Origin of the sequence: Micromonospora sp. KC207 (assembly GCF_004348615.1) — a bacterium.
In the GTDB taxonomy this organism is placed as follows: domain Bacteria; phylum Actinomycetota; class Actinomycetes; order Mycobacteriales; family Micromonosporaceae; genus Micromonospora.
On sequence record NZ_SMKJ01000041.1, the window covers coordinates 25,030 to 31,553 of the forward strand.

At 72.9% G+C, this 6,524-nt stretch carries 10 protein-coding genes; 5 read left to right on the forward strand and 5 right to left on the reverse strand.

Annotated elements, in window-relative coordinates; genetic code table 11:
• The first annotated feature begins 143 nt into the window (after positions 1–143).
• Positions 144–1,133: an RNA polymerase sigma factor RpoD/SigA gene (locus E1258_RS07925; RefSeq protein ID WP_207919468.1), complete on the forward strand. Its 990-nt coding sequence runs from the start codon at positions 144–146 to the stop codon at positions 1,131–1,133.
• A gap of 75 nt (positions 1,134–1,208) precedes the next feature.
• Here the strand turns inward: E1258_RS07925 and E1258_RS07930 are convergent, their stop codons facing one another.
• Positions 1,209–2,192: an NlpC/P60 family protein gene (locus E1258_RS07930; RefSeq protein ID WP_132398235.1), complete on the reverse strand. Its 984-nt coding sequence runs from the start codon at positions 2,190–2,192 to the stop codon at positions 1,209–1,211.
• 494 nt (positions 2,193–2,686) lie between these two features.
• Between E1258_RS07930 and E1258_RS07935 the strand changes: the two genes are divergently transcribed.
• The gene (locus E1258_RS07935) at positions 2,687–3,256 is read left to right on the forward strand and encodes a DUF6232 family protein (protein WP_132398237.1); all 570 of its coding nucleotides are present in this window, start codon (positions 2,687–2,689) and stop codon (positions 3,254–3,256) included.
• Positions 3,257–3,298: 42 nt separating this feature from the next.
• Here the strand turns inward: E1258_RS07935 and E1258_RS07940 are convergent, their stop codons facing one another.
• On the reverse strand, positions 3,299–3,625 hold the full coding sequence (locus E1258_RS07940; protein ID WP_132398239.1) for a DUF3817 domain-containing protein: 327 nt from the start codon (positions 3,623–3,625) through the stop codon (positions 3,299–3,301).
• 49 nt (positions 3,626–3,674) lie between these two features.
• Positions 3,675–4,106 carry a hypothetical protein gene (locus tag E1258_RS07945; RefSeq protein WP_132398241.1) on the reverse strand — a complete coding sequence of 144 codons (432 nt, stop codon included), beginning with the start codon at positions 4,104–4,106 and terminating at the stop codon, positions 3,675–3,677.
• A 121-nt stretch (positions 4,107–4,227) separates the two neighbouring features.
• On the opposite strand from E1258_RS07945, the gene E1258_RS07950 reads away from it, so the two are divergent.
• From E1258_RS07950 to E1258_RS07960, 3 genes are all read left to right on the forward strand, one after another.
• A complete protein-coding gene (locus E1258_RS07950) occupies positions 4,228–4,539 on the forward strand; it encodes a DUF6158 family protein (protein WP_132398243.1) in 312 nt (103 codons plus the stop codon).
• Positions 4,539–4,874, forward strand: coding sequence for a hypothetical protein (locus E1258_RS07955; protein ID WP_132398245.1), 336 nt, complete (start codon positions 4,539–4,541; stop codon positions 4,872–4,874). Before E1258_RS07950 ends, E1258_RS07955 begins: the two co-directional genes overlap by 1 nt.
• A gap of 83 nt (positions 4,875–4,957) precedes the next feature.
• Complete coding sequence (locus E1258_RS07960; RefSeq protein ID WP_132398247.1) at positions 4,958–5,500, forward strand: DUF1360 domain-containing protein; 543 nt, start codon at positions 4,958–4,960, stop codon at positions 5,498–5,500.
• Between the two features lie 200 nt (positions 5,501–5,700).
• Here the strand turns inward: E1258_RS07960 and E1258_RS07965 are convergent, their stop codons facing one another.
• Both E1258_RS07965 and E1258_RS07970 read right to left on the reverse strand, forming a co-directional pair.
• A complete protein-coding gene (locus E1258_RS07965) occupies positions 5,701–5,898 on the reverse strand; it encodes a hypothetical protein (protein WP_132398249.1) in 198 nt (65 codons plus the stop codon).
• Positions 5,899–5,991: 93 nt separating this feature from the next.
• A complete protein-coding gene (locus E1258_RS07970; protein ID WP_371688582.1) occupies positions 5,992–6,246 on the reverse strand; it encodes a hypothetical protein in 255 nt (84 codons plus the stop codon).
• Positions 6,247–6,524: the final 278 nt, after the last annotated feature.

The window sequence follows — 6,524 nt, forward strand, 5'->3', positions numbered from 1 at the left end:
GGGCTCTCAGCTACTACTCAGGCATTCGTGACACTTTCGACTCACGACATGGAATCCCCGACGCGTCTCAACTGTTGTGCAGGTGTCAGGTCAGCGCCGGAGGGCACAGCGGAAGTTACGGGGGAGGGCTGATGGACGTGGGGATGGCAAGGAACCGGGCGACCGGCGCGAGCGAGGGGACCGTGGGCAACGTGGACAAGAACATCGGCATGCGAACCGACGAGGTGGCCGAGGAGCGCGACCTGGTCGGAGTCTACCTTCACGAGATCTCCCGGACGCCACTGCTGGACGCCGCCACCGAGGTCGACCTCTCCAAGTCGATCGAGGCCGGGCTGTACGCCGAGCACCTGCTCGAGACGGACCGCGTTCCTGCCGGTGTCGACCGGGACGACCTGGAGCGGGTGGCCGCCGAGGGGGAGCGGGCGAAGGATCTCTTCATCCGCGCCAACCTGCGGCTGGTCGTCTCCATCGCCCGGCGCTACGTGCGCTCGGGCATGCCCATGCTCGATCTGATCCAGGAGGGCAACACCGGCCTGGTCCGGGCGGTCGAGAAGTTCGACTACGAGCGCGGGTTCAAGTTCTCCACCTACGCGACCTGGTGGATCCGCCAGGCGATCAGCCGGGCGATCGCCCAGCAGGAACGCACCGTGCGGCTGCCGGTGCACCTGGTGGAGGACGTCAACCGGATGCGCAACACGGCCCGCCAGCTCACCCGTGAACTGGGCAGCGACCCGGAGCCGGAGCAGATCGCGGCGGCACTCGGCGTCACCGTCGAGCGGGTCAACGAGCTGGTCCGCTGGTCGCAGGACACCGTGTCGCTGGACACGCCGGTCGGCGACGACGGCGACACCAATCTCGGCGACCTGGTCGCCGACAGCGACGCCCCCTCGCCGGAGGACATCGTCCTCACCGGCCTGGAGCGGCAGCGCATCGAGGGTCTGCTCAACCACCTCGACGACCGGTCGGCTGGCATCATGCGGGCCCGCTACGGCCTTGAGGACGGGCGGGAGCACTCGCTGACCGAGGTCGCGTCGCGGTTCTCGCTGTCGCGGGAGCGGATCCGGCAGCTGGAGATCCAGGCCCTGGGGCGGCTGCGCGAGCTGGCCCGGGCCGAGGGGCTACAGGCCGCCTGAGCTGGTGGCAACGACGGCGAACGGCCGGCGTCCGATAGGGGGACGCCGGCCGTTCGCCGTCGTGTCGCGGAACGGTCAGCGGACCCGGCCGTACCCGTAGGGCCTCATCAGGTCGACGTCCCGCTTCTCCACGTTGCGGCCGAACGTCGGCGCGTGGATCACCTGGCCGCTGCCGACGTAGATGGCCACGTGGCCCAGGTCGCTGTAGAAGACGAGGTCGCCCGGGCGCAGCTCGCTGCGGCTGATGTGGCTGACCACGCCCCACTGCATCCTCGTGTTGTGCGGCAACGACTTGCCGGCCGCCCGCCAGGCGGCGGAGGTGAGGCCGGAGCAGTCGTACCCGTCGGGGCCGTCGGCGGCCCAGACGTAGGGCTTGCCGAGGGCGCCGTACGCGTACCGGACCGCCGTGCCGGCCTGGCCCGAGACGGCCGGGGCCTTCTCGCCGGACTTCGCGCCCGAGCGCGCCTTCGGCGTGGACGGCTCGGTGGCCCGCCCGTACGCCTGCCGGCGCATCTCGTACAGCTCGGCCAGGTCCTTCTCGATCCGCTTGCGGCCGGCGGCGAGCTGCTTGGCCTGCGCGCCCTGCTTCGTCAGCGTGGCGTCCAGCCGCCTCTTCTGGTCGAGCAGCAGGCGCTGGTTCTCGGTGTAGCTGGCGATCCGCTGCTGGCGCTGCCGGCTGAGCTGGTCGAGGGTGTCGAGCCGGTCCAGCAGGTTGCTCGGCCCGCCCGGGCTCAGCAACGCGTTGGCGGTGTCCAGCCGGCCCGACTTGTACGCGGTGACGGCGATCGAGCCGACGTCGGCCCGGCTCTGCGCGGTCTGCGCCTCCAGCGGGCCGATCCGCGCGGCGAGCTTCGCCGCGGCGGCCTTGTTCGCCTTGATGTCCTCGGTCAGCTTGTTGTAGGACTCGACGACCCGTTCCAACTCGGTCGAGGACTTCTCGATCCGCCGCGTCAGCTCGGCGGGGGTCGGCTCGGCCCGAGCCACCGACGCCGGGGCGATCAGTACGGCCGCGAGACCGGCCGTCACCAGTGCGCGCAGCGAATTCCTGAGGGACGACAAGAGCGGAGGGCTCCTCTCCCACTGGCCGTCACGGCCTTGCGGACGCCGCGACGGCACCGGCCCGGGGCTGTCCGGGTGGACGGCGGTCGACCGGGTCCGGCCCGCTCAACCTATCTCGGGACGGAAATTGCCCGCAGTTGAAGCAGGGGCGAAAGTGTCGAAACGGTCGGATGGGTCACGAGGGACGGTCACGTATGGTGATGGCGGCGGCGCGGGCGGCTAGCGCGACGCGCCCCCTAGGGTGCTTTCGCGTGGTAGGCCGGTTTCGTCGTTCTGGACGGATGTCGCCGAGGGCTCTGGCGCGATGTCACGACATGCCGGACTCGTCGGTCTCTAGCTGGCGCGGCACGGCCACCGGGCCGGGAGAACACGCCGGAAAGGGCCGCTCCGGGCTGGCCTTGCGGTAACAGAATGGTGCCGAAGCCGGGAATCCCGCTGCCTGTTTATCGGTGTCACGGGAACCGCGCCCGGCGCCTCAGCCGTGGGAGACAGCCGTGACCCGAGAAGGCACCGCGACCCGGAATGGCACCGCGACCGGAGAAGACTCCTCGACCCGCCCGCGCCGGTCACCCCGGGTGACCCCCGCGGCCCCCGTCCTGCTCTACGCCCAACCCGGCATCGTCGTCACGGCGGACCGGTTCACCGTCGGCCGCACCACCTGGGAAATCGCCGACCTGACCCACCTGCACGCCGCCCGGGGCCCGCACGACCGGCTCGCCACCCGGGCCGTGGCGGTGACCTCTCTCATGATCACCGGGATGGGGCTGCTGCTCGGCTTCACCGGCGGGCTGCAACGGCTCACCGCCGGGGCGTACCTGGCGTTCGGCGCGGTCGCCCTGCTGCCGGTGCTGCTCGCCGTGGCCGGCGAACGCTGGCGCCCGCCACCGTACGAGCTGTGGGGCTGGCACCGGGGCGCGCAGGTGCTGCTGTTCAGCAGCGACGACGAGCGACAGTTCGGCCAGGTCAGCCGCGCCGTGCGCCGGGCCCGTGAGGGCGTACGCCACGGCGGCTGGGGTCCGGCCCCGGCCGCCGCCGAGCAGCCGTTCTGGCACCCCGACCGTTGACCCCCCGGGCGATGGGGCTCGGCCGGACACCGGCTCCGGGGCTCAGCCGGCGACCGGCTCCACGGCCGGGGTGGGCTCCGGAGCGAGCCAGCCGCTGACCCGCCGCTCGGCGTAGAAGGACACGAACGGGACCGTGCCGGCGAGCATCACCAGCAGCATCCGCTTCAGGGGCCAGTCCGCCCGGCGGGACAGGTCGAACGTCGCCGCCAGGTAGAGCATGTAGAGCCAGCCGTGCGCGGTGCCGACGACCGCCACCACGGTCGGCTCGTCGAATCCGTACTTCAGGGGCATGCCGACCAGAACCAGCACGACCAGCGCCACGCCCACGATCCAGGCGATCACCCGGTACCGGGTAAGGGCTCCGCCCACCTTGTCCGTCCTTCCGAACCGGCCTGCGCCGGGTAGTCGCGAATCGGCCTCAGCCGGGGTAGTCACCGGGCCGGGCGCCCGGATTGGCGTTCAACCATGCCAGGTAGCGGTTGTACGCGACCAGGTCGTCGTCCTCCGCGCCGTCGACCGGCACCGGTGCCCGGGACACCCGCACGGGTCGGCGTACCCCCGTGGGGGTGGCGGACGGCGGGGCCGGCACGCCCGCCGCTACCCGGTCGGCCGGGGTCGGCTCCGCCGGCTCGCCGCCGGGCGCGGACCGCAGGGCGTGCCGCAGCTCACGCCACCAGACGAAGAGCACGAACGCCGCGAAGATCGGCCACTCGACCGCGTACCCCCAGCTCAGCGCGTTGCCCTCGGCGGCCCGGTTGATCTGCCACCAGCCCAGCCCGAGGAAGCCGACGACCAGCACGACCATGGCCACGTGGCGGGCGATCCACGCCGGTGTCCAGAGCCGTTTCATGGCATCGAGGGTACCGGGCGGCGGGGCGCTCTCCGACGCGGCGTCGTAGTTCGGAGGGTTTGCCCTGGGCCGGGGTGGGCATCCATCTAGACGCCAGCCCAGCCGAGACGAGGGGGCGACGATGACCGAGTCACTACGGCGGACCACCGGCCCGATGGACGTCAGCCCGGAACAGCGGATGCCCGAATGGGACGGGGACCACCTGCGCGACCTGTCCACCGACGGCGAGCCCGGAATCGACCCCGCGGAGCTCGCCGACGACGACCTGATCCGCGAGATGCACAGCCTGCACCGCACCCGGCTCGACACGCTGCGGCACGCGTCGGACTCGGCGCTCGCCAACCACCTGCGCCGCACGGCGGAGCTGGAGACCGAGTACCTGGCCCGGCACCCCGGGCGGGAGATCGACCCCGCCCGGCTGCGGGACGAGTGATGGCCGCACGCGCGGAGCGCGGCATGTCCGCGCCGCCCGAGGTGGTGTTCAACACGGCGACCGACCCGGACCGCGTCGCCGCCTGGCTGCCGGAGCCACTGCGGGCCGACGGCGACAACCGCCCCGAGGTCGACGCGGGGGACCTGCGGGCGCGGTGGCACAGCGACTCCGCGCCCGGCTGGTCGGCCGAGATCCGGGTCGAGTCGGCAGACGCCGGGGGCGCCCGGGTGCTCCTCGACCTCGCCGGCGCCGCCGGCGGGGCGAACCCCGGGCTCGCCGACGAGGCCCTGGCCAACCTCGCCCGCGAGGTGGCCGACAACCTGACCGCCGGTTGAGCGGCGGGCCCTGTGGCGCACGGACCTTCAGGCGTACGGACCCTCGGGCGGAGCCGCGCCGGGCAGACGATGAGGAGATCGGGTTGAGCGAGAGCCGCCTGAAGCAGAAGGTGGCGCGGCTGCGCCAGGCGTACGCGCCGCACGAGCACCGCCCGCTGGGCGGCTACCTCGCCGCGATGGGCACGTACGCGGGCGTGACCGCCACGATCACCGGCCTGGTCCGGGTGACAGGCCGGCCCGTGCCGGAGCGGCCCGCCACCGCCGACGTGGTGCTGCTCGCCGTCGCCACCCACAAGCTCAGCCGGCTGCTGTCCAAGGACGCGATCACCAGCCCGCTGCGCGCCCCGTTCACCCGCTACGACCACCCGATCGGCAGCGGCGAGGTGATGGAGCAGGTCCGGGACACGGGCAGCCCTACCCGGCACGCCATCGGCGAGCTGCTGAGCTGCCCGTTCTGCCTGGCCGTCTGGGTGGCGACCGGGCTCACCGGCGGCCTGGTCCTGGCCCCCCGGCTGACCCGGCTGGTGGCCACCGCCCTGACCGCCGTCGCGGCCTCCGACTTCCTCCAGATGGGCTACGCCCTGGCCCAGCGGGCGGCCGACGGCCGTCACCACCACAAGGACTGACCATCCGGTACGCCACAAGGACTGACCATCCGGTACGCCACAGGGACTGACCATCCGGTACGCCGGAGGGGAGGGCCGCTGCCGGCCTCTCCCCTCGGTCCTGCGCCTACCGCCGGGTACGTCCCGCGCCGCCGCCTGTGCTGCCGCCGGTCGCCCCCCTGTGCTGCCGCCGCGTGCGCTCCGCGCCGTCGTCCCCGGCGTCAGCGCTGCATGCCGGACCAGCCGTGCGGCGACTCCGGTTCGCGCTCGCCCTCGTCCTCGCCGGTGATCACGTCCGCGTCGACTGCCGTGCGGTCGTGCTCGTTGGCGAAGTCCGGCTCGGGCGTGGTGTCCAGGCCCTCCGGCGGTCGGCCGAGCGCCTCGATGTGCTCGTGGTGCTGCTCCTGGCGGGCGGTCATCTCGTTCCCCTCCGTGGCTCTCGATGGCCGGTGCGGGCCGGGGCTGGTGCGGCTGTGGGTGGTGCTGCGGGGCCGGGGCCGTGCGAGCCGGTGTCAGGGCACCGAACCGCCCAGCAGGTCGGCTGCCTCGTCCACCGCGTACTCGCCCTCGGGGAGGGCGGCGATCCGGGTGAGCAGCGCCGCGGGAAGCTCGGCGGCGACGGCCCGGCGGTAGATGTCCGCCTGGCTGATCCGCTCCTGGCCGCGGTAGATGTCGTCGAGCAACTCGTCGAGGGGCCGGATGTCCAGCTCCTCGACGGGCCCGGCGTCGCTCACCGGGGCGGCCGTGACGGGCGCTTCGTCGGTCACGACGATCAGCTACCCGAGGCGGAATCGGTCAAACGTCGCCCCGACCGGACCGCGACCGGAGAGCGTGACGCCCGTCACGTCGGGGGCTGGAACATCGACCCGCCCCGGTCCGTTGTGACGGGTGTCGGTGTGCCCAGTGTCCCCGGGCCTCACCTGAAATGCCTTCGCGGAATACCGTTCGGCTGGAGTCGCGTCGCGCCACGCGCCGAGAGGCGACCTGCACACCGACACCAGTGGCGCCCCGGCCGGAGGCCGGGGCGCCACTGTCGCTTCTCCCA